The following is an 18,966-nucleotide window of genomic DNA, read 5'->3' on the forward strand; positions in this document are numbered from 1 at the left end:
GCGTTACGGGGTGATTAACACCCCGAACGGGTTACTCCGCCGCAGCAGCCGCAGCCACGGTCAGCGAACCGCCGGCCTTTTCGACGGCCTCAACAGCCGCCTTTGAGGCGCCAGTCACGTTGATGTTCAGCTTGGCTGAAACGTCGCCTTTCGCCAGAACACGCACACCGTCCAGTTTGCGGCGCACGAGGCCGGACGCGACCAGCGCATCTTCGGTGATCTCGGATTTCGCATCGATCTTGCCGGCGTCTACGAACTTCTGGATCAGGCCCAGGTTCACAACGGCGAACTTCTTGCGATTTGGCTTGTTGAAGCCGCGCTTTGGCAAGCGCTGGTAGAGGGGCATCTGGCCGCCTTCATAGGCGTTGATTGCCACACCCGAACGGGATTTCTGGCCTTTGATACCACGGCCAGCGGTCTTACCCATGCCCGAACCCGGGCCGCGGCCCACGCGCTTGCGCCGTTTGGTTGCACCGGGATTGTCCCGCAATTCATGCAGTTTCATGTCGCTTCTCCTTTGCCGGAACACCTCCCTTGAAGCGAAAATGGGAGGGACGCGGCTTACGTTAATGTAGAATGCCCCGAAGAACACCGGGCGCGTATAAGGAAACAGACCGCACACCGCAAGAGGGCATGTATGGGCAGTCAGCCGTTAGGCGATCGTCTCCTGCGCAGAGCCCTGCGCACGGCGGCAGGCCGGCTTGAAATCATTGTCTTCCAACAGATCCGCAAAGCTCTTGTAAGTATCGAGCAATTCCAGCGCCGCTAACGCCTCTTCCTCGGTTCGGAAAATCTCCACGCGAATGCCATGGGCCAGCTCGGAGAGGAGCTGGTACATCCGCCCGACTCCGAAAACAGTGTCGTTCGGCGAATAGATGACCGTGTGGGTGTCGACGATAATCGAGGGCGACTGTTCATTCACCGTGCGCAGCAACGTGCGCATGATATCAAAATTGATGTCCAGCTCGGTAATGCCCGAATGGTCGATCAATTCCGGTCGCCCGGGCACGTAATACTTGTCGTTGAGATAAGCATCGAAATTCGCCTGGAACTGGTCGAAATCGACGTAACCCCACCAACGCGCGTAAAGCAGGTCACGCTCGAGGCATGTTGAAAATTCGATGGGCATATTCGCGCCGAGGCCCTTGTCGTTTATGGTCTGTGTAAAGAAAAATAGACTGAATTGATTTAAATCCCATAAAAAAAGCCGCCCCACCGTACGGTGGGGCAGCCTTTCATTAACCAATTCGAAGGCGCTTAGCCGCGCTCTTCGACGATCTCCACGAGATGCGGGATCTTGTTGATCATACCGCGGACGGAAGGGGTATCCTCCAGCTCGCGGGTTTTGTGCATCTTGTTCAGGCCCAGGCCGATCAGCGTGGCACGCTGTTCCTGCGGGCGGCGGATGGGCGAGCCCACCTGCTTGACGACGATGGTTTTTGCCATGGGTCTCAGGCCTCCTCAGTCTCTGCCGCAGGGGCGTCATCGCGCTTGGGCAGGATGTCGGCGACCTTCTTGCCGCGACGTGCTGCAACCTGACGGGGCGAGCTTTCCTTGCGCAGACCGTCCAGCGTTGCACGGATCATGTTGTAGGGGTTCTGCGACCCGGTCGACTTCGACACAACGTCCTTCACACCCAGCATCTCGAATACGGCACGCATCGGACCACCGGCGATGATCCCGGTTCCTTCCGGGGCTGTGCGCATCACAACCTTGCCGGCGCCATGACGGCCCAGGATGTCGTGGTGCAGCGTGCGACCTTCCTTGAGGGGCACGCGGATCAGGTTGCGCTTGGCCTGCTCGGTGGCCTTGCGGATCGCCTCGGGCACCTCTTTGGCCTTACCTTTGCCGAAGCCCACGCGACCGCGCTGGTCACCAACCACAACAAGGGCTGCAAAGCCGAAACGCTTACCACCCTTCACGGTCTTGGAAACGCGGTTGATCGCAACCAGACGGTCGGCAAATTCCGGCGTTTCCTCTTCACGATTGCGACCGCGGCCGCGCCCTCTGTTTTCACGTTCTGCCATATGGCAATTCCTTCAAATCGGAGCGCGTGAAGCACGCGCCGGAGTTGTCTCAATCCTCGTGAACCAACAGGCCCCGGGATCATCGAGGGCGCCCCCGAGGGACGCCCTTCAAGGTCTCTTAGAACTTCAGACCACCTTCACGCGCGGCGTCGGCCAAGGCCTTCACACGCCCGTGGAACAGGAAGCCGCCACGGTCGAAATAGCATTCTTCGACCCCGGCCTTCTTCGCCCGCTCGGCAATCGCGGCGCCCACCTTTGCGGCGGCCTCCACGTTGTTCTTGCCGACCACGCCGAGCGACGATTCGAGGGAAGACGCGGACGCGAGCGTGCGGCCTTCCACATCGTCGATCAGCTGGACGCTGATGTTCTTGTTCGAACGATGAACCGAAAGGCGCGCGCGCCCTGCAGCCATCTTCTTCATTTTGTTCCGGTTGCGCAGGCGGCGCTTCTGGAACAGATCGCGTTTGCTCATAGCCATAGTGCCAGCCCTTACTTCTTCTTGCCTTCCTTACGGAAGATGTACTCACCCTTGTAGCGAATGCCTTTGCCCTTGTAGGGCTCGGGCGCACGCCACTCACGAATGTTCGCTGCCACCTGACCAACAAGCTGCTGGTCGGTGCCCTCGATCACCACTTCAGTGTTCTTCGGGCAGGTGACGGTCACACCGGCGGGCACTTCGAAATCGACGTCGTGGCTGTAGCCGAGCGACAGCTTCAGGGTGTTACCCTGCATCTGCGCACGATAACCAACACCGGTGATCTCAAGCTCTTTCTTGAAACCGTCGGTGACGCCGGTGACGAGGTTCTGAACCATGGTGCGGCTCATGCCCCACTGCTGACGGGCACGCTTGGACTTGCCACGCGGCTCAACAGTGACGGCATTGTCGGCCACGGCCAGCGACACATCGTCGGTTGCGGTGAAGTTGCGGGCACCCTTGGGGCCTTTCACTTCGATGGTCTGACCCGACACGGAGGCTTCGACACCCCCGGGCAGCTCGACCGGTCTTTTACCAATACGAGACATAGCGAGGGCCTCCTTAGAAGATTGTGCAAAGCACTTCGCCGCCAACATTCTGGCTGCGAGCGTTTGCATCGGACATCACGCCCTTCGAGGTGGAAACGATCGACACACCCAGACCCTGACGGACCTGTGGGATGTCGCCCACGCTCATGTAGACGCGGCGGCCGGGTTTCGACACGCGCTTGAGCTCACGGATCACCGGGGTGCCTTCATAGTACTTCAGGCTGATTTCAAAGGCGGGGTGACCGTCTTTGCCGGTGGTGGGCTCGTAGCCGCGGATATAGCCTTCGTCCGCCAACACATCCAAGACACGCGCACGCTGCTTGGAGGCCGGGGTCTCGACCGTGGATTTACCGCGCATCTGGCTATTGCGGATGCGGGTCAGCATATCGCCGATAGGATCATTCATCTTATCTGCTCCTTACCAGCTCGACTTGACCATGCCGGGGATCTGACCGTTGGAGGCCAAATCACGCAGCTTGATCCGCGACATTTTCAGCTTGCGGTAATACGCCTTCGGGCGACCGGTCAGCTGGCAACGGTTGTGAAGACGGGTGGCCGAGCTGTTGCGCGGCAGTTTCGCCAGTTTCAGACGCGCCTTGAAGCGCTCTTCCATCGGCTTGTCTTCGTCATTTGCGATCTCTTTCAGCGCGGCACGCTTGGCGGCATACTTCTCCACCAGGCGCTGACGCTTGAGTTCACGTTGAACCATGGAAACTTTGGCCATGTGTCTTTTCCTCTCGCGTCAGGCGTTGAACGGCATGTTGAAGTGCTTCAGAAGCGACTTCGCCTCGGCGTCCGTGTCCGCCGTTGTGACAATGATCACGTCGATGCCCCAGACTTCGTCGACTTTGTCGAAGTTGATCTCGGGGAAAACGATGTGCTCCTTGATGCCCATGGCAAAGTTGCCACGACCGTCGAACGACGGCTTCACACCACGGAAGTCGCGAATGCGGGGCATTGCGATGGTGGTGAGGCGGTCAAGGAAGTCGTACATGCGGTCGCCGCGCAGCGTGACCTTCGTGCCAAGCGGCATGTCTTCCCGAACGCGGAAGCCAGCGATGGACTTCTTTGCTTTGGTGATGACAGCGTGCTGGCCTGCGATGGCGGTCAGGTCTTCCTGGGCCGATTTGGCCTTCTTGGAGTCCTTCACGCTCTCGGCCCCGGCGCCGATGTTGAGAACGATCTTCTCAAGACGCGGGATCTGCATGTCGTTCTTGTAGCCGAATTCCTCTTTCATGGCTGCCTTGATGGCATCCTTGTAAGCGGCCTTCAGACGCGGGGTGTAGTTGGCGGTATCCAGCATCAGATCACGTCCCCCGTGGTCTTGGCGAAGCGGACCTTCTTGCCGTCTTCCTCACGGAAGCCAACGCGGGTTGCTTTGCCGTTTGCATCCAGCAGGGCCAGGTTCGACAGATCGATGGGCATCGCCTGAGGGATGCGGCCACCTTGGCTGGACTGGCTTTGCTTGGTGTGACGGATGGCGATGTTCACGCCGTCCACAATGGCTTTGCCGGCCTTGGGGTTCACGGAGGCGATTTCGCCTTCCTTGCCCTTGTCCTTACCGGCAAGCACGACGACCTTGTCGCCCTTCTTGAGCTTAGCTGCCATCTTACAGCACCTCCGGCGCAAGCGAGATGATCTTCATGAAGTTCTTCGCGCGCAGCTCACGAACAACCGGCCCGAAGATACGGGTGCCGATCGGCTCGTTGTTGTTGTTGAGGATGACGGCGGCGTTGCGGTCGAAGCGGATGGCGGTGCCATCCTCACGACGCACTTCCTTGGCGGTGCGAACGACGACGGCCTTACGAACGTCACCTTTCTTCACACGACCACGCGGAATAGCCTCTTTGACCGACACCACGATGATGTCGCCCACAGAGGCGTATTTGCGTTTGGAACCACCCAGGACCTTGATGCACTGAACACGGCGAGCGCCGCTATTGTCAGCAACATCCAGATTGGTCTGCATCTGGATCATATTGGTTTCTCCCGACGTCCCGAACCGGCAGTTTGCACATTGGCCCGGGGGTTTCGATCAAACCGAAAGGTTGACGCTTCTCAGGAAGCGAGAACCTCCCAGCGCTTGGATTTCGAGACAGGGGCACATTCCTGAATGCGGACTGTGTCACCTACCTTGAACGTGTTCTCCGGATCGTGTGCCCGATACTTTTTGGACTTCCGGATGGTCTTCTGCATGACCGGGTGCTTGAAGCGGCGCTCCACGGAAACGGTCACGGTCTGTTCGTTGGCGTCGCTGGTCACGGTGCCGGTCAAAATACGCTTGGGCATAGATCAGGCCTCCGCTGCGGCAGCGGCCGCTTTTTCGTTCAGAATGGTCTTAACGCGCGCGGCGTCACGGCGAACCTGACGCATACGAGCGGTGTTTTCGAGCTGGCCGGTGGCCTGCTGGAAGCGGAGGTTGAAAGCCTCCTTCTTAAGCGCCTTCAGCTCATCACGAAGCTGGTCCGGCGTCTTGTCACGCAGTTCCTGGGCGTTCATCGCCTTTTTCCTTTCAACATCACGAGGGCGCGCCGCATGGGCGGGTTACGCTGATTCCCGTGGAGTTCGGTGAATGAGGGGGCCGTATAGGGGGATGGGGGCGGTTGGCAAGCAGAACTGCCGTTTGAAGTTCTCGCCGATGAACTGCTACCTTCTCGCTTAAGAAGGAAGCGAGCATCACTAACATGGCATTTGAACTTCCACCACTTGGATCTCGCCGAAACGCCGAGCGACTCCTACCGCTGCCCTAATTGCAGAACCGGTCTTCTGGAAGTCGTGGACGATAGCTTCGCCTTCACTGAACCGAAGCACTCGAAAGCAGCTCATAGAGTCGAAGAGTGGGATCCCGATTGGATAGAGTATCGTTTCTCATTCAGGCTGCAGTGCAACGCAAAAGCATGCCAAGAGTTAGCCTTCGCCATTGGGACCGGAACGCTTGATCAGCGCTACGATGGTAGGGGTGGAGCCGAGTATTACGATAGCTTTCGCATCCACGCCATCAGCCCTCCGCCAGACCTTTTGAGGTGCTCTGAGGATACTCCAGTCAAGGTTGAAAGAGGGTTAAGCGCAGCTTTTTGCTCTATTGGGCCGACCTCTCCGCCGCGGCGAACGCGCTACGCACAGCACTCGAACGTCTCCTTGATGAGATGGGGATTCCAACATCGGACGAAACAAGCTTCTGGGGCGACCCGGCAACTCACTCTCCACGGTAGGATAGAGAATGCTAGCGTGCAGAACAAAGACTTTGCCGAATTATTCATGGCACTTAAGGAAGTTGGCAATTTAGGTTCACATGGCAATCAAGTGCGACGCAACGAATTTGAGGCTGCGACAGAGATTTTCGCGCATGTGTTGAATGAGTTGTTTCAGAACTGACTTCTGGCTCGGATAAAGAAGATCGCCAAATCTTTGAGAGATGGGATCAAATCGCGTCGCAAATGAACGCGGGCTGATCAGACTCGTATCGTTTTCGCGACGGATGCATTCCCAGTTACTCACAAGAAGCTTCACCAATCGCAATCGACCCTTAAACTGCCGTCCCGCCATGCCCAACCTCTCCGCCCTCCCCCTCGCCCAACTCACACTGGACGAGGCCGCCCGCCCCTCGGCCCAACCACTCCCCAACGCAACCGACCAGCACCGCAGCCAAGGCAAGCAACTCGCCCTTATCCACCGGCACTACCTGATGGAGATGGCCCGCATCGGTGCCGTCCTCGCCCGGATCGAGGCCGGCGACGCCCCGCCCGAGAACCTCAAGCGCATCGTCCTGTCCCTCGACATGTCCGAGAACCTGCGCGCCTTTGGCTCGCTCTGCGGGCAGGAATGCCGCATCCTCAAGATGCACCATGATATCGAAGCCGCCGACATGTTCCCCCGGATCGAGGCCGCCGGGAACGGCCTGTTCCGAGAGGTCGTCGCCAAGCTGAAGGCCGAGCATGAGGTGGTCCACGAACTCCTCCTCCGCCTCGACCGCGCCGCCGACACCCTCATCGCCGACCCCACCGACGCGAACTTCACCGAAGCCGCCGCCATCTTCCGACAGCTGGAAACCGTCATCCGCTCCCATTTCGGCTACGAGGAAACCGAACTGGCCGAGGCCATAGGCTACTACCTCGGGCACATCTGACCCACCCAATGCCCGGGCGCAGTCGAACCTCACGTTGATCTGACGGTGTTCATCGGTGCTTCATGGCGCAGCCCCGATCCGCAAATCCCTACCCGACACATTCCTTGATCGTGTAGACATCCACATAGACCCCATCCTCGTAAGGTTGGGTCATTTCCAAATCAGCGAACCCTCTGGTCGTGACGGTCAGTTGGTCGCCCTCCCGCACCAGCTCGGTCTGCCAGAAACTGCGTTCATCGCCCGGCAGGAGCCCCTCGATCTCGATCCCGATACAGCGGCCAAGGCTGTCGTCTTCGCAGGTTGTGGTCGAGACCGCCGTCAGCGTCGCGCCATCGTCATAGCGGTGGAACGCGAACAGGACGGCCTGGATAAGGTAGCTGTCCGTCTCATAGTGCAATTCGCCGCCGATCGAATCTTCCGACACGGCGACTTCCAATCTGCATTCCTGCGACTGCGCCAGAACGGGCGCTGCCGCACCGACGAGCATTCCGGCACTGGCAAGGGCCGGGGTGAGAGCCGAAAAAACGTTTTTGATGAATGGCATGATGTGTCCTTCGGAAATCCCTCAAACACTTCCACAACATGTTTTGCACGGCAAGGCTCGGGCGCGCCTTACGTCCAGGCGTAGTTGAAACTGATGCTGATCCGGTCGTCCTCGTCCATGTTCATCGGCACCTCGTGACGCAGCCAGCGATTCCCAAAGCAGCACGTCGCCCGGCCTGCGGGTTCGGGTAGACGAAGGCCCGCAACTCCTCCCGCGCATCCGCCTTGCGCGCAGGCGCGGCCATCATCATCGCATGGCGCGGATCCTCCAGCTTGATCGACCGCGCACCCGGCGGCACCGCCACGTAGGTCGTGCCCGAAATGACAGAATGCGGATGGATATGAGAGGTATGGATGCCCCCTTCGGGCAAGATGTTGATCCAGATATCTTCCAGCTTGAGCGCGCGGTCTTCCAGATCGAATTCCAGATCCTTCGCGAACGCTGCAACATGTTTGTCCAGCGCCTCAACCACCTGCGCGAAAATCGGAAACCGCCAGGGCAAATCCGTCAGGGATGCATAGGAGGTATAGCCGGGAAATCCGTTTTCCTCGCACCATTCCTGCCCGGCCTCATCGTCATCGGCGATGGAAAAGCACGAGGCCATCAACTCATCCCGATCCACGGCCGGGCCGAACTCGGCCAGCTTGGCGTGATAAAGTCGGGTCGCGAAAAGGGATTTGATCTGGGCCATGGGCGCTTGTGTAGGCGCGCGGCAACGGTTTGGAAAGATATTGCCGCCATGCTGCGCCCAAGACGAACGATTGAGGCTCGGCCAGAATGGCAAACCGGCTTTACGGGGCACTCTTCCTGCCCCTCACGCTCATCTTCCTGATCGCGGGGCTGGCCAAGGCCGATGTAGCGCCTCTCGTCACCCGCGCCGCACCGCTGATCGAAGGAGGCCTAGGTTCCACGACCGCAATCAATGGATCACTGTTCGCGGGCACACAGGATGGCAGCTTCTTCGCGCCCTTCCCCGTCCGCGCCCCCGCCCCCACTGGCGTTGGGCACTCAACCGCGCGGCTCCTCACCTTGATTTCTCGTGCTGAAGCCGGGCAAGCGGGCTACGACGCTGTGCAACACGGCGCGCGCATCCGCACACCGCGTCCGCCCACGCAGATGACCCTTGGGGAGATCTACGCCTGGATCACCGCAACCCCCGGCCAACCCCACGCCATCGGACGCTACCAGTTCATCCCCGACACGCTCCGCCGCGTCGCCCGTATCCGCGGCTATGGGCCGGAGGTCCGCTTCACGGCTGAGGTGCAGGATAGCCTCGCAACTGTCCTGCTGGACGAGGCAGGCCTGCAGGCCTTTGAAGCGGGGGAACTCGGTCGCCGCGACTTCATGCACAACCTCGCCCGCATCTGGGCCGGACTGCCCCTGCCCAACGGCAGGTCCTACTATCAAGGCTATGCGGGCAACCGCGCGACCATGTCATGGGCCGAATTCAGCGGCGGGATGGAGGCGATCTGGCCCACAGGTTGACCGGCTCATTCTAACGGCCTCTAGTGGCCCCATGACCAACGCCCTCGACACCGCCTTTCGCCGCCTCGACGAACTGGACGTCACCGCGATCCAGTCCACCGGCGACTGGGACCTGGGGCGCACCTTCAGCCATCTCGCTCAAGGGGTGGAGTTCTCCATGTCCGGCTACCCGGAGGAGAAGCCGAGGCTCTTCCAGATGACCGCGGGCAAACTTGCCTTCACGGTTTTCAAGTCTGCGCGGGCGGATGAGCCATGGCCTCGACGAACCCATCCCGGGGAGGTTGTCGGCGATGTGTCAGCCGATGCTGGCCTTCATCGTCTCGTGACGTCCCTCGAAACCTTCCGGGACTTCAACGGAGCGCTCCGCCCCCACTTTGCCTTCGGTGCGCTCGGCAAGGATCAGTTCGCTCTGGCGCACCTGATGCACATCGAAAACCATCTGGAAGAGGTGCGGTTGGGCTAGGCACAGCACGCTACGGCCACTGCCCGAAAGCATCTTCCGCGGGGTCCGTTCCCTTCTGTGCCCGGTAGTAATCCATCGCGCCCTGAAGCCCGATGGGCCGTGTCGGCTCAACGGCTGCGTTGCTTTGCGACGTCACAACCAATTCTCGCGCCCCGGCATCCTCGAATTGGCTCAGGACCAGCCCGAGTTCCTCGTAGGCTAGCGACCCACCCTGAATTTGATCCGTGCCGCCGTTCATTCGATCCAATGCGGCCAGCACCTGATCCAGTGGCTGCTGCAACAGGTCGACCTCACCAAGCAGAACGGATTTTGCAACGCTATGGTTGATGGTGAGAGCCTCAAGGCAATCTTTCGTGAAATCACAGGACGAAAAAGCCAAACCATCCCAGACCTGGCACACACCACCACCGCCGACGACACGGAATCTATTCTGCGGCGGCCCAAGCAACGCCGCGACCGCCTCTTGGCTCGTGCCGAATTCAAGCGGGCCGACTGACAGGCGCGGTATGATGACAAGCTGTTCCATCCCGCCAAAGGACCCCAGCGCTGCACAGCTGACAAGAGAAAACCCCCGCCGATCTCTCGACGGAGGCTTCCCATTCTTTCAACCGGAGTGGGGCCCGGGCGATTTCTGCGAAATCACCTGTCCCCATTGGCGAGCGCCCGCCTGCGGCAGGCACTACCTTTACCAGTCTTCGCGGACCACGGTGCGGGTCTTGACCGGAAGCTTCATCGCCGCAAGGCGCAGGGCCTCACGGGCGATTGGCTCCGACACACCGTCGATCTCGAACATGATCCGGCCAGGCTTGACCTTGCACGCCCAGAAATCGACCGAACCCTTACCCTTACCCATACGTACTTCGACGGGCTTGGAGGTCACCGGGGTATCCGGGAAAATCCGGATCCAGACGCGACCCTGACGCTTCATATGACGCGTCATGGCCCGACGGGCGGCTTCGATTTGGCGCGCAGTGACGCGCTCGGGCTGCAGGGCTTTCAGACCAAAGGTGCCGAAGTTCAGGTCAGACCCGCCCTTCGCTTCGCCTTTGATCCGGCCTTTGTGCATCTTGCGGAACTTTGTCCGTTTGGGTTGCAACATTGATCAGACCTCCTCAGCGGTCACGGCGCGGGCGCGAGGCCCCACCGCTTTCCTGGATTTCCTGATTGCGACGATCACGAGCCGACGGATCGTGCTCCATGATCTCACCTTTGAAGATCCAGGTTTTGATGCCGATGATGCCATAAGGCGTCGAGGCCTCGGCATGTGCATAGTCGATATCCGCACGCAGGGTGTGAAGCGGCACACGGCCCTCACGATACCACTCGGTCCGGGCGATCTCGGCACCGCCAAGGCGGCCCGCGACGTTGACCCGGATGCCCAGGGCACCCATGCGCATGGCGTTTTGAACGGCACGCTTCATGGCACGGCGGAAAGACACACGGCGTTCCAGCTGCTGAGCAATGCTCTCAGCCACCAGTTGCGCGTCCAGCTCGGGCTTGCGGATCTCAACGATGTTGAGATGCAGTTCCGAGTCGGTGATCTTCGCCAATTCCTTGCGCAGGCCCTCGATGTCTGCACCTTTCTTGCCGATGATGACACCCGGACGGGCCGAGTGGATCGTCACACGGCACTTCTTGTGCGGACGCTCAATGATGACCTTTGCGATCCCGGCATCACCGGGGTTGCGGCGGTCACGCTTGGCAACCAGATCCCACCAGCCCTTCTTGATGAACTCGCGGATCTTGATGTCTTCCAGCAGCAGATCACCGTATTCCTTGGTGTTCGCGTACCAGCGGCTGTCCCAGGTCCGGTTGACCTGCAGACGCATGCCGATGGGGTTTACCTTATGTCCCATTAGGCGGTCTCCTCAACCTGACGGACCGTGATGGTCAGTTCTGCAAACGGCTTGTGAATGCGGCCAAACCGGCCACGCGCCCGCGGACGACCGCGCTTCATCACAAGGTTCTTGCCCACATAGGCCTCAGACACGACAAGCTCGTCGACATCCAGACCGTGGTTGTTTTCCGCATTGGCGATGGCCGACTGAAGGCATTTCTTCACGTCGATCGCGATACGCTTTTTCGAGAAAGTGAGATCGGTCAACGCCTTCTCCACCTTCTTGCCGCGAATGAGGCCGGCAACGAGGTTCAGCTTCTGCGGGCTGGTCTTCAGCATCCGCAGCTTGGCGCGTGCCTCGTTGTCCGCCACGCGGCGGGGATTTTTATCCTTGCCCATGGCTTACTTCCTCTTGGCTTTCTTGTCCGCCGCGTGCCCGTAGTAGGTACGCGTGGGCGAATATTCCCCGAACTTCTGACCGATCATGTCCTCGGTCACGTTCACCGGCACATGCTTCTGGCCGTTGTACACACCGAACGTCAGACCGACGAACTGGGGCAGGATGGTGGAGCGGCGCGACCAGATCTTGATCACGTCGTTGCGCCCGCTTTCGCGCGCGGCTTCGGCCTTCTTGAGGACGTAAGAGTCGACAAAAGGCCCTTTCCAGACGGAGCGGCTCATGACTTAGCGCCCTTTCTTCTTGGCGTGACGCGAGCGGATGATCAGCTTCTGCGACGCCTTGTTCTTGTTGCGGGTACGCTTGCCCTTGGTATCGTTACCCCAGGGTGTCACCGGCGTACGGCCACCCGAAGTACGACCCTCACCACCACCATGCGGGTGGTCGATCGGGTTCATGGCGACGCCGCGAACGCTTGGGCGCTTGCCCATGTGACGCACACGACCGGCCTTACCGAGGTTCTGGTTCGAGTTGTCGGGGTTCGACACCGCGCCAACCGTTGCCATGCACTCCTGACGGACGAGGCGAAGCTCACCCGAGCGACAGGCGGATCTGAGCGTAACCACCATCACGACCCACGAACTGGGCATAGGTGCCCGCGGCGCGTGCGATCTGGCCACCCTTGCCGGGCTTCAGCTCGATGTTGTGCACGATGGTACCAATCGGCAGGCCCGAGAACGGCATCGCGTTGCCCGGCTTGATGTCGGCCTTGGCGGAGGAGATCACCTTGTCGCCAACAGCCAGACGCTGCGGGGCAAGGATATAGGCCTGCTCACCATCGGTGTATTGCACCAACGCGATGAAGGCAGTCCGGTTCGGGTCATATTCGATCCGAACGACGGTTGCTTCCACGTCAAACTTGGTGCGCTTGAAATCTACGATACGGTAAAGGCGTTTTGCCCCACCACCACGACGACGCGCCGTGATCCGTCCGGTGTTGTTCCGGCCGCCCTTCTTGGTCAAACCCTCCGTGAGGGATTTGACTGGACGTCCTTTCCACAGCTCCGAACGGTCGATCAGTACCAGCCCACGCTGGCCCGGCGTCGTCGGCTTATACGACTTGAGTGCCATGTTAACTGTCTTCCGTTTGCTTGAAGGACCGGCATGTGGCCGACCCCGATGTTATAGGCCCCCGTAGGTGCCCGTAGAGATGGTCATACGACCAAAAACACAGCCCCGGACGAATCCGGGGCAGTGCTTATGCGGTGCGTGTAGGAGGTGTCGTAGTTATCGTCAAGCGACGAACGCAGCTTGAAGGTTGACAACTAGCTGAGCAAGCAACATAGACCATGTGTTCAGTAGAAATTGCAAAGGAGTTCTGGCCATACTACTCCGTGTCGACCGATTGAGCGTCGGATTCGCCAACACATTGGTCGATGCTCGGGCTCAGGGTCCTCTGCGTCGACCCAACGCCGGCCTTTGCCGATCAACACTGGCGCGCAAGCGCAGTGGTAAGTCGTAGCCATCAGTGTCGGGTGAGCTAGCGACGGACGTACTTTCGTTGGCCTGCTTAGCGCCGACAGATCTTACGCGCGAATGCTCCGAAATTGAGACGTTCGTTCTATCGTCGCAAAACCTAGGAGCCGCGCGAATACTGACAAGCTTATTCAGACGCTCCGCCACCGCACGAGCGTCATTGGCACGCATTCGGCAAGCGCGCTAGCTGGCGGATAATGGATCGGGGCAAGCACAAGAGGGCTTATGTGCTGCTCGATGCGGCAGATCGAGCTTTCTGATAGCGCTATGGAAGGCCGAGGCGACGCCGCGCGGGCTGTCGTTTACGCGGTATTCTTTCAGCTGCTAAGGCTGTCCATAGTCCGAAGCTTTTGCGAGGGCGCGACAGGCGGCGAGAATTGCTCGGACAATCGAGGGGTTCGCAACCTCTGAAGAAATGCTCCTCGAATACAATTCGCATTCAGTTTGATCGCAACGATCCCGTTGATGGTGCTTTACTGCCTTATGACGGAACAGATGCACTGATCCACTCAGATCGTTGACGTCCTCTCAAGTCGACGAATGCTGAGTTGTATTGTAAGGGGCGAACAGCTATCGACGGTTCGACAGGCGTGCACACCAGCTGCGTCAAGGGCACCTTCAAAACAAAACGCTCATCACCCCCAACGACACCACCAAAAACAGCACCGTCATGATCCCGCCGGACTTCATGAAATCCGTCACCTTGTAGCCCGCTGGCCCCATGATCAGCGCGTTCACCTGATGGGTCGGGATCAGGAAACTGTTCGACGTCGAAATCGCCACCGTCAGCGCGAAAATCGCCGGGTTCCCGCCCGCCGCCACAGCAATCGACACCGCCAGCGGCACCAGCAGACACCGTTGCGCCCACGTTCGACATGATCAGCGTGAAGATCGTGGCCAGCACCGCGACGCCCGCCTGCAACGCCCAGATCGGCCAGCCGTCCAGAAGCATCAGGATGCGGTCCGCGATCCACGCCGCGGTGCCCAGTGCTTTGCACAGCCAGCCCCAACGGGATCAGGCTCGCCAACAAGAACACCGTGCTCCAACTGACCGCGCGGTAGGCCTCATCAATCGACAGCACCCGCGTCATGATCATCCCCACGGCGCCCGGTCAGCAGGCACAGAGACAACAAGATGTCGGTGAACAGGATCATGCACAAGCGCCACTGGCGAAGAAGGTCAGCGCCCATCCCACCTTGGTCGGGCGCAGTTCCTCTTGCGGGAAGTCGGTGGTCACGACCACGAAATCGCGATCCTTGGTCAGGCGCGTCAACGCCTCCCAAGTCGAATGGATCACCAGCGTGTCGCCTGCTTTGAAGGGCACGTTGGCAATCGCCGTGGGCGCGTGATCTTCGGTCTCGACGTAGCTCAGCGTTTCCTCATCGCGGTGGATCGCCAACATGCTCGCGCCGTAGGTCTTGCGGAAAATCACGTCATGGGCGCATTTCCCGATCAGCGAGGAGCCCGGCGGGATCACGACCTCGGCCACACCCGATTTCGTCGGCGCATAATCCTCGGCGAACACATCCAGCGACGAATGCATCGTCAAGCCCCGATCGAGGACCATCGTGTTCACATCCCGCCCCCGGCCCAGAACAGCCAAGACGGCAGGGCGTGGTGATCGGCGTATCGATCGTCGGCGCAAACCAACGCTGCCCACGATAGGCGCTGCCGATGATGTAGACGTGATATTCTTGCATCAGGTCGTCGAAGGTCATCCCCTCACACGGATGGCCGACCGGGATGCTCACCTCGAAAATATCGGCGTGCAGTCCGTAGATCTTCTGCAGATATTCCCGCAGCGATTGGCCGCTGGTCGCATCCTCCGCATCTGGTTGCCCAGGAAGAACCCAACGCCCCAAAAGCACGAAATACAGGATCCCCGTCAGGATCAGTGCGATGCCAATAGGCGTAACGTCGAACAGGCCAAACGGCTCCATCTGCTGATCCGCCGGCAGGCTGTCATTGGCGTTCGCGATCAGGTCGTTCAGCAGGATCAGCGGCGAGGACCCCACCATCGTCATCGTGCCGCCCAGGATCGCGCAGAAGCCCATCGGCATCAGCAAGCGGCTCAACGGCAGTTCCGTCCGCACGCTGATCCGGCTGACCACCGGCAGAAACAACGCCGCCGCGCCCACATTCTGCATGAAAGAAGAAATCACACCCACAGTGCCGGAGATGATCGGCACAATCCGCGCCTCTGTCCGCCCACCGTGCTTCAGGATAAACGCCGCGACCTTCGACATGATGCCCGGTCTTGTCGAGCCCCGCGCCAATGATCATCACCGCGATGATCGACACGACCGCGTTCGAGGCCAGCCCCGAGAACAGCTCGTCTCGTGTCCGCGATGTTCTCCCAGTCCGGGCACCTGGCTCACCAGACCCAGCAGCACAAGCACGGAAATCGCGGCCAGATCGATGCGCACGACCTCGGTCACGAACAACGTGACCGTCAATGCCAGCAGCCCTAAGACCACTGTCATTTCAAGCGTCAGTCCAAGTGCGTCCAATCGTGCCTCCCTTGTCCCCACTTAACCCCACACCGGCCCCCGGGCGAAAGGGCCAGTTCCACACAACGGTCAGGACAGCGCCTTAATGGGGCAGGCGCGCCACAGCATTGCCTGTCGCGGAGCTTCACGAAACCGTGATGGGTCTTTCGACCACCTCCCTCCTACCCTTCAGGTGATACGCAATCACCGGAGCCCGTCCCATGTCTCTGCCCACACCCCACTTGTCCCGTCGTGTCCTGATGGCCACTGCCGCGGCCGCGCCCCTCGCTGGCCTCGCCGCAGGCGTTTCTCGTGCTGAAGCCCCGATGCTCGGGGAAAGTTTCGCGCAGCATCGCCGCTTCATGGTCGGCGGGTTCGAGGTCACAACGATCCTTGCCGGCACCGCAGCCCGGGAAGATGCGCAAAGTATCTTCGGCATGAACGTCCCGACTGAGACCTTCGATGCCGTGTCCGAACGGAACTTCCTGCCCACCGACACGATGCGCTTCTTCTTCACACCCACGCTTGTGAACACCGGATCTGAGCTGATCCTCTTCGACGCTGGTCTGAATGCCGCGGCTACGACGGGGGCGCTCGCCTCAGCAGGGTATACACCGGACCAAGTCGATATCTTGGTCCTCACCCACATGCACGGCGACCATATCGGCGGATTGATGCGTGAAGGCGCGCCGACTTTCGCCAATGCCCGTTATGTGACGGGCGAGGCGGAGTTCGATTATTGGGCCAACGCTGAGAATGACGGTTTTGAGGCCAACGTCCGCCCCCTGGCGGATCAGATGACATTCATCGGCGACGGTGCCGATGTTGTCACCGGCGTCACCGGCCTCGCAGCCTTTGGCCATACGCCTGGCCACATGGTCTATCGCTTGGAAAGCGAGGGCGAAGGCCTCGTCATTTTCGCCGATCTCGCCAATCACCCGGTCTGGTCGCTCGCCCGCCCCGATTGGGAGGTGCGCTTCGATGCCGATAAAGAGGCCGCCGCCGCCGCCCGCCGAAACATCCTCGGCATGATCGCGGCAGATCGCGTGCCGGCCGTGGGCTACCACATGCCCTTCCCGGCCGTGGGGTATGTTGCGCCGGGGACTGGCGATGCAGAATTCCAATGGGTGCCAGAAGCGGGGCAATTGATGGGCTAACCCGACCGTGATCACCGGGCTCGCTCAAAGAAAAAACCCCGCCGCAGACGCGACGGGGTTTTCCGAATTCAGTGGATCACAAGGATCAAAGGCCGGTCGATACGTCGATCGTGTTGCCTTCTTCCAGCGTCACATAGGCCTTCTTGACGTCTTTCCGCGTGCCGAGCTGGCCACGGAAGCGCTTGACCTTGCCCTTTGTGATGGTCGTGTTCACGGCCTTCACCTTTACACCAAAGACGGCCTCAACGGCTTCCTTGATCATGGGCTTGTTCGCGTCGATGGCCACCTCGAACACCACGGCCCCATTCTCGGAGGCCATCGTGGTTTTCTCGGTGATCAGCGGCTTGCGGATCACATCGTAATGCTTGGCGTCTGCACTCATTTCAGGCGAGCCTCCAATGCTTCGACACCCGCCTTCGTGATCACCAGCGTGTCACGCTTCAGGATGTCATAGACGTTTGCACCCATCGTCGGCAGCACATCGAGACCTTCGATGTTGCGCGCGGCCTGGGCGAAGTTGGCGTCCACGTCAGCACCGTCAATGATCAGCGCGCGCTTCCAACCCATTTCCTTGACCTGTTTGGCCAGGGCAGAGGTCTTTGCGTCCTTCATTGCGATGCTGTCGATCACGACCAGACGACCTTCCGCAGCCTTCGCGGAAAGCGCATGGCGCAGTCCCAGCTTGCGGAACTTCTTCGGCAGATCATGGCCGTGGCTGCGCGGGGTCGGACCCTTGTAGATACCACCTTTGCGGAAGATCGGCGCGTTGCGGTCACCATGGCGTGCGCCACCGGTGCCCTTCTGGCGATAGATCTTCTTGGTGGAATAGCTCGTTTCCGAGCGGGTCTTCACCTTGTGCGTGCCGGCTTGCGCATTGTTGCGCTGCCAGCGGACGACGCGATGCAGGATGTCGGCGCGTGGCTCCAGCCCGAACAGGGCCTCGTCCAGGTCGACCGAACCGGCTTTCTTACCGTCCAGTTTGATAACGTCGACTTTCATCATTCACCGTCCTTCTTCTCGGCATCGTCACCCTCGGGGGCAGCGTCGCCTTCAGCCGCGATTTCAGCTTCGGCCTGGGCCAGCGCTTCTGCTTCCGCAGCCGCCTGCTCTTCCGCCAGACGTGCCGCTTCCGCTTCAGCTTCCGCAGCAGCGGCAGCAGCCGCTTCTTCAGCCGCTTTCGCAGCTTCAGCAGCAGCAGAGGCCAGAGCAGCAGGCAGAATGGCGTTCTCAGGGAACGGCTTCTTCACCGCATCCTTGACCGTCACCCAGCCGCCCTTGGAACCCGGAACAGCGCCCTTGATCATGATCAGGCCACGGTCGCTGTCGGTCTTCACAACCTGCAAGTTCTGCGTGGTGACACGGGCAGCACCCATGTGACCGGCCATTTTCTTGCCTTTGAAGACGCGACCCGGGTCCTGACACTGACCGGTCGAACCGTGCGAACGGTGCGAAATCGACACACCGTGCGTAGCGCGCAGGCCGCCGAAGTTGTGCCGCTTCATGGCACCGGCAAAACCCTTACCGATCGAGGTGCCCGTCACATCGACGAACTGACCCTCGAAATAGTGGTCGGCGATGATTTCCTCGCCCACATCCAGCAGGTTCTCCGCATCAACGCGGAATTCCACCAGCTTGCGCTTGGGCTCCACATTCGCCTTGGCGAAGTGGCCGCGCATCGGCGCCGACGTCCGCTTGGCCTTTGCCGTACCGGCACCAAGCTGAACAGCCGAATAGCCGTCGCTGTCGGAGGTCTTCTTCGCGACCACCTGAAGTTTATCTAATTGAAGAACGGTCACAGGGATCTGCTTGCCGTCTTCCATGAAAAGGCGGGTCATCCCGACCTTTTTCGCGATCACACCAGAGCGCAACATAATCTGTAAC

32 protein-coding genes and 2 pseudogenes are annotated in these 18,966 nt (G+C 60.1%); 5 read left to right on the forward strand and 29 right to left on the reverse strand.

Features of this window, described 5'->3' with window-relative positions; genetic code table 11:
• Window positions 1–31 precede the first annotated feature (31 nt).
• The 13 genes from rplO to rpmC form a co-directional block, all read right to left on the reverse strand.
• Entirely contained in the window at window positions 32–505 is a 474-nt protein-coding gene (gene rplO, locus ACZ1HK_RS11110; RefSeq protein WP_472628766.1) for a 50S ribosomal protein L15, read from the reverse strand.
• A 147-nt stretch (window positions 506–652) separates the two neighbouring features.
• A complete protein-coding gene (locus ACZ1HK_RS11115) occupies window positions 653–1,129 on the reverse strand; it encodes a hypothetical protein (protein ID WP_472628767.1) in 477 nt (158 codons plus the stop codon).
• A 128-nt stretch (window positions 1,130–1,257) separates the two neighbouring features.
• On the reverse strand, window positions 1,258–1,446 hold the full coding sequence (gene rpmD, locus ACZ1HK_RS11120; protein WP_224813493.1) for a 50S ribosomal protein L30: 189 nt from the start codon (window positions 1,444–1,446) through the stop codon (window positions 1,258–1,260).
• A gap of 5 nt (window positions 1,447–1,451) precedes the next feature.
• Window positions 1,452–2,027, reverse strand: coding sequence for a 30S ribosomal protein S5 (gene rpsE / locus ACZ1HK_RS11125; RefSeq protein WP_368476541.1), 576 nt, complete (start codon window positions 2,025–2,027; stop codon window positions 1,452–1,454).
• A 118-nt stretch (window positions 2,028–2,145) separates the two neighbouring features.
• The gene (gene rplR, locus ACZ1HK_RS11130; RefSeq protein WP_472628768.1) at window positions 2,146–2,505 is read right to left on the reverse strand and encodes a 50S ribosomal protein L18; all 360 of its coding nucleotides are present in this window, start codon (window positions 2,503–2,505) and stop codon (window positions 2,146–2,148) included.
• 11 nt (window positions 2,506–2,516) lie between these two features.
• Complete coding sequence (gene rplF / locus ACZ1HK_RS11135) at window positions 2,517–3,050, reverse strand: 50S ribosomal protein L6 (RefSeq protein ID WP_472628769.1); 534 nt, start codon at window positions 3,048–3,050, stop codon at window positions 2,517–2,519.
• 13 nt (window positions 3,051–3,063) lie between these two features.
• On the reverse strand, window positions 3,064–3,456 hold the full coding sequence (gene rpsH / locus ACZ1HK_RS11140) for a 30S ribosomal protein S8 (RefSeq protein WP_472628770.1): 393 nt from the start codon (window positions 3,454–3,456) through the stop codon (window positions 3,064–3,066).
• A 12-nt stretch (window positions 3,457–3,468) separates the two neighbouring features.
• Window positions 3,469–3,774 carry a 30S ribosomal protein S14 gene (rpsN, locus tag ACZ1HK_RS11145; protein WP_368476545.1) on the reverse strand — a complete coding sequence of 102 codons (306 nt, stop codon included), beginning with the start codon at window positions 3,772–3,774 and terminating at the stop codon, window positions 3,469–3,471.
• Window positions 3,775–3,792: 18 nt separating this feature from the next.
• A complete protein-coding gene (rplE, locus tag ACZ1HK_RS11150) occupies window positions 3,793–4,353 on the reverse strand; it encodes a 50S ribosomal protein L5 (RefSeq protein WP_472628771.1) in 561 nt (186 codons plus the stop codon).
• Complete coding sequence (gene rplX / locus ACZ1HK_RS11155; RefSeq protein WP_368476547.1) at window positions 4,353–4,658, reverse strand: 50S ribosomal protein L24; 306 nt, start codon at window positions 4,656–4,658, stop codon at window positions 4,353–4,355. Before rplX ends, rplE begins: the two co-directional genes overlap by 1 nt.
• Before the next feature lies 1 nt (window position 4,659).
• Window positions 4,660–5,028 (reverse strand): 50S ribosomal protein L14, encoded by a 369-nt coding sequence (gene rplN, locus ACZ1HK_RS11160; protein ID WP_011567679.1) that lies wholly within the window; start codon window positions 5,026–5,028, stop codon window positions 4,660–4,662.
• An 80-nt stretch (window positions 5,029–5,108) separates the two neighbouring features.
• Window positions 5,109–5,339 (reverse strand): 30S ribosomal protein S17, encoded by a 231-nt coding sequence (gene rpsQ / locus ACZ1HK_RS11165; RefSeq protein WP_472628772.1) that lies wholly within the window; start codon window positions 5,337–5,339, stop codon window positions 5,109–5,111.
• 3 nt (window positions 5,340–5,342) lie between these two features.
• Window positions 5,343–5,549: a 50S ribosomal protein L29 gene (gene rpmC, locus ACZ1HK_RS11170; protein ID WP_472628773.1), complete on the reverse strand. Its 207-nt coding sequence runs from the start codon at window positions 5,547–5,549 to the stop codon at window positions 5,343–5,345.
• A gap of 642 nt (window positions 5,550–6,191) precedes the next feature.
• Here rpmC and ACZ1HK_RS11175 point away from each other — a divergent pair.
• The gene (locus ACZ1HK_RS11175; RefSeq protein WP_472628774.1) at window positions 6,192–6,425 is read left to right on the forward strand and encodes a DUF4145 domain-containing protein; all 234 of its coding nucleotides are present in this window, start codon (window positions 6,192–6,194) and stop codon (window positions 6,423–6,425) included.
• A 169-nt stretch (window positions 6,426–6,594) separates the two neighbouring features.
• Window positions 6,595–7,176: a hemerythrin domain-containing protein gene (locus ACZ1HK_RS11180; protein WP_472628775.1), complete on the forward strand. Its 582-nt coding sequence runs from the start codon at window positions 6,595–6,597 to the stop codon at window positions 7,174–7,176.
• 88 nt (window positions 7,177–7,264) lie between these two features.
• Here ACZ1HK_RS11180 and ACZ1HK_RS11185 read toward each other — a convergent pair whose 3' ends face one another.
• Together ACZ1HK_RS11185 and ACZ1HK_RS11190 are read right to left on the reverse strand one after the other, a co-directional pair.
• Window positions 7,265–7,720 (reverse strand): hypothetical protein, encoded by a 456-nt coding sequence (locus ACZ1HK_RS11185; protein WP_472628776.1) that lies wholly within the window; start codon window positions 7,718–7,720, stop codon window positions 7,265–7,267.
• A gap of 68 nt (window positions 7,721–7,788) precedes the next feature.
• Window positions 7,789–8,411 (reverse strand): annotated as a pseudogene (locus ACZ1HK_RS11190) (TIGR02466 family protein).
• An 86-nt stretch (window positions 8,412–8,497) separates the two neighbouring features.
• Here ACZ1HK_RS11190 and ACZ1HK_RS11195 point away from each other — a divergent pair.
• Window positions 8,498–9,205, forward strand: coding sequence for a lysozyme family protein (locus ACZ1HK_RS11195; RefSeq protein ID WP_472628777.1), 708 nt, complete (start codon window positions 8,498–8,500; stop codon window positions 9,203–9,205).
• Window positions 9,206–9,236: 31 nt separating this feature from the next.
• Window positions 9,237–9,668 carry a DUF1569 domain-containing protein gene (locus ACZ1HK_RS11200; RefSeq protein ID WP_472628778.1) on the forward strand — a complete coding sequence of 144 codons (432 nt, stop codon included), beginning with the start codon at window positions 9,237–9,239 and terminating at the stop codon, window positions 9,666–9,668.
• Window positions 9,669–9,678: 10 nt separating this feature from the next.
• Here the strand turns inward: ACZ1HK_RS11200 and ACZ1HK_RS11205 are convergent, their stop codons facing one another.
• The 11 genes and pseudogenes from ACZ1HK_RS11205 to ACZ1HK_RS11255 form a co-directional block, all read right to left on the reverse strand.
• Window positions 9,679–10,194 carry a hypothetical protein gene (locus ACZ1HK_RS11205; protein WP_472628779.1) on the reverse strand — a complete coding sequence of 172 codons (516 nt, stop codon included), beginning with the start codon at window positions 10,192–10,194 and terminating at the stop codon, window positions 9,679–9,681.
• Between the two features lie 159 nt (window positions 10,195–10,353).
• The gene (rplP, locus tag ACZ1HK_RS11210) at window positions 10,354–10,767 is read right to left on the reverse strand and encodes a 50S ribosomal protein L16 (protein ID WP_472628780.1); all 414 of its coding nucleotides are present in this window, start codon (window positions 10,765–10,767) and stop codon (window positions 10,354–10,356) included.
• Window positions 10,768–10,780: 13 nt separating this feature from the next.
• The gene (gene rpsC, locus ACZ1HK_RS11215; protein WP_472628781.1) at window positions 10,781–11,524 is read right to left on the reverse strand and encodes a 30S ribosomal protein S3; all 744 of its coding nucleotides are present in this window, start codon (window positions 11,522–11,524) and stop codon (window positions 10,781–10,783) included.
• Window positions 11,524–11,904: a 50S ribosomal protein L22 gene (gene rplV, locus ACZ1HK_RS11220; RefSeq protein ID WP_472628782.1), complete on the reverse strand. Its 381-nt coding sequence runs from the start codon at window positions 11,902–11,904 to the stop codon at window positions 11,524–11,526. The genes rpsC and rplV overlap by 1 nt, the downstream gene beginning before the upstream one ends.
• Window positions 11,905–11,907: 3 nt before the next feature.
• Window positions 11,908–12,186: a 30S ribosomal protein S19 gene (gene rpsS / locus ACZ1HK_RS11225; protein WP_368476562.1), complete on the reverse strand. Its 279-nt coding sequence runs from the start codon at window positions 12,184–12,186 to the stop codon at window positions 11,908–11,910.
• Between the two features lie 3 nt (window positions 12,187–12,189).
• Window positions 12,190–13,033 (reverse strand): annotated as a pseudogene (gene rplB / locus ACZ1HK_RS11230) (50S ribosomal protein L2).
• A 1,023-nt stretch (window positions 13,034–14,056) separates the two neighbouring features.
• On the reverse strand, window positions 14,057–14,284 hold the full coding sequence (locus ACZ1HK_RS11235; protein ID WP_472630926.1) for a hypothetical protein: 228 nt from the start codon (window positions 14,282–14,284) through the stop codon (window positions 14,057–14,059).
• Window positions 14,224–14,535: a hypothetical protein gene (locus tag ACZ1HK_RS11240; RefSeq protein WP_472628783.1), complete on the reverse strand. Its 312-nt coding sequence runs from the start codon at window positions 14,533–14,535 to the stop codon at window positions 14,224–14,226. Before ACZ1HK_RS11240 ends, ACZ1HK_RS11235 begins: the two co-directional genes overlap by 61 nt.
• 54 nt (window positions 14,536–14,589) lie before the next feature.
• A complete protein-coding gene (locus tag ACZ1HK_RS11245; protein WP_472628784.1) occupies window positions 14,590–14,928 on the reverse strand; it encodes a cation:proton antiporter regulatory subunit in 339 nt (112 codons plus the stop codon).
• Window positions 14,873–15,715, reverse strand: a complete 843-nt coding sequence (locus tag ACZ1HK_RS11250) for an SLC13 family permease (protein WP_472628785.1) — start codon at window positions 15,713–15,715, stop codon at window positions 14,873–14,875. The genes ACZ1HK_RS11245 and ACZ1HK_RS11250 overlap by 56 nt, the downstream gene beginning before the upstream one ends.
• Window positions 15,716–15,721: 6 nt before the next feature.
• On the reverse strand, window positions 15,722–15,949 hold the full coding sequence (locus ACZ1HK_RS11255) for a hypothetical protein (RefSeq protein WP_472628786.1): 228 nt from the start codon (window positions 15,947–15,949) through the stop codon (window positions 15,722–15,724).
• A 200-nt stretch (window positions 15,950–16,149) separates the two neighbouring features.
• Between ACZ1HK_RS11255 and ACZ1HK_RS11260 the strand changes: the two genes are divergently transcribed.
• Window positions 16,150–17,085 carry an MBL fold metallo-hydrolase gene (locus ACZ1HK_RS11260; protein WP_472628787.1) on the forward strand — a complete coding sequence of 312 codons (936 nt, stop codon included), beginning with the start codon at window positions 16,150–16,152 and terminating at the stop codon, window positions 17,083–17,085.
• 85 nt (window positions 17,086–17,170) lie between these two features.
• Here the strand turns inward: ACZ1HK_RS11260 and ACZ1HK_RS11265 are convergent, their stop codons facing one another.
• From ACZ1HK_RS11265 to rplC, 3 genes are read right to left on the reverse strand one after another with little or no spacing between them, the layout of a single operon-like run.
• The gene (locus ACZ1HK_RS11265) at window positions 17,171–17,467 is read right to left on the reverse strand and encodes a 50S ribosomal protein L23 (protein WP_368476565.1); all 297 of its coding nucleotides are present in this window, start codon (window positions 17,465–17,467) and stop codon (window positions 17,171–17,173) included.
• Window positions 17,464–18,084, reverse strand: coding sequence for a 50S ribosomal protein L4 (gene rplD, locus ACZ1HK_RS11270; RefSeq protein ID WP_472630823.1), 621 nt, complete (start codon window positions 18,082–18,084; stop codon window positions 17,464–17,466). Before rplD ends, ACZ1HK_RS11265 begins: the two co-directional genes overlap by 4 nt.
• Entirely contained in the window at window positions 18,084–18,956 is an 873-nt protein-coding gene (rplC, locus tag ACZ1HK_RS11275) for a 50S ribosomal protein L3 (RefSeq protein WP_472628788.1), read from the reverse strand. Before rplC ends, rplD begins: the two co-directional genes overlap by 1 nt.
• Between the last annotated feature and the right edge of the window lie 10 nt (window positions 18,957–18,966).

Source organism: Gymnodinialimonas sp. JB5-7, from assembly GCF_055693405.1.